The following is a 227-nucleotide window of genomic DNA, read 5'->3' on the forward strand; positions in this document are numbered from 1 at the left end:
GCGGTAGCGGGCGACCCAGGTGGCCACCGTGGGCCGGCTCACCCGGAACTCGGCGGCCACGTGCGCCTGTGGGATCCCGTCGTGCAGGTGGCGGTGGACCATCCTGAGTCGGCCGGTGGGGGTCAGGGGTGCGTTAGCGTGAGTCATGAGTGGGTCTTTTCGGGCAGGTCGGTGGTGTAGGAACTTCCATCCTGCGGGAGAGGCCCGCTCGTCTCATCTCAGCCCGG

General features: G+C 69.2%; 1 protein-coding gene. It reads right to left on the reverse strand.

The genetic code is table 11. From position 1 onward, the window contains the following. Positions 1–147 (reverse strand): helix-turn-helix domain-containing protein (locus ACTSKS_RS11085; RefSeq protein ID WP_155395534.1); only part of this gene is annotated, 147 nt, incomplete at its 3' end. Positions 148–227 lie beyond the last annotated feature (80 nt).

Origin of the sequence: Micrococcus sp. TCR-5 (assembly GCF_052220525.1) — a bacterium.
Taxonomy (GTDB): domain Bacteria; phylum Actinomycetota; class Actinomycetes; order Actinomycetales; family Micrococcaceae; genus Micrococcus; species Micrococcus luteus.